The 1,014-nt window shown below is 59.2% G+C and carries 2 rRNA genes; both read left to right on the top strand.

Features of this window, described 5'->3' with window-relative positions:
* Nucleotides 1-85: ribosomal RNA gene (locus tag AB0P17_RS43285) — 16S ribosomal RNA — on the top strand; the annotation flags it as partial.
* Between the two features lie 298 nt (nt 86-383).
* Nucleotides 384-1,014, top strand: a 23S ribosomal RNA gene (locus AB0P17_RS43290); the annotation flags it as partial.

A 1,014-nucleotide genomic window follows, 5' to 3' on the forward strand; every position in this document is an offset into this window, starting at 1 on the left:
GGAGCTGTCGAAGGTGGGACTGGCGATTGGGACGAAGTCGTAACAAGGTAGCCGTACCGGAAGGTGCGGCTGGATCACCTCCTTTCTAAGGAGCATCTAGACCCCTTCGGGGTCCAGAGCCACTACGTCGGCAAATGTCCGACGGTGGTCAGCTCATGGGTGGAACGTTGACTACTCGGCACGGTTTTCTGGACTCACCAGTACTGCTTCGGCGTGGAACGTGAGAGTCAGGGGATCGGGTCGGGCACGCTGTTGGGTGTCTGAGGGTGCGGACTTGATGTCTGTTCCTTCGGTTGCCGGCCCCGGTGTTCTCCGTCGTTTCGGCGGGGGTGACGGGTGGCTGGTCGTTGTTTGAGAACTGCACAGTGGACGCGAGCATCTGTGGCCAAGTTTTTAAGGGCGCACGGTGGATGCCTTGGTACCAGGAACCGATGAAGGACGTGGGAGGCCGCGATAGGCCCCGGGGAGCTGTCAACCGAGCTTTGATCCGGGGGTGTCCGAATGGGGAAACCCGGCAGTCGTCATGGGCTGTCACCCGCTGCTGAACACATAGGCAGTGTGGAGGGAACGAGGGGAAGTGAAACATCTCAGTACCCTCAGGAAGAGAAAACAACCGTGATTCCGGGAGTAGTGGCGAGCGAAACCGGATGAGGCCAAACCGTATGCGTGTGATACCCGGCAGGGGTTGCGCATGTGGGGTTGTGGGAGTTCTCTTGATCGGTCTGCCGGCCGGTCGGCGAGTCAGAAACCGTATGGGTAGGCGAAGGACATGCGAAAGGTCCGGCGTAGAGGGTAAGACCCCCGTAGCTGAAATCTGTACGGCTCGTTTGAGAACCACCCAAGTAGCACGGGGCCCGAGAAATCCCGTGTGAATCTGGCGGGACCACCCGCTAAGCCTAAATATTCCCTGGTGACCGATAGCGGATAGTACCGTGAGGGAATGGTGAAAAGTACCGCGGGAGCGGAGTGAAATAGTACCTGAAACCGTGTGCCTACAAGCCGTGGGAGCGTCGC

Origin of the sequence: Streptomyces sp. NPDC088124, from assembly GCF_040685895.1 — a bacterium.
GTDB lineage: Bacteria > Actinomycetota > Actinomycetes > Streptomycetales > Streptomycetaceae > Streptomyces.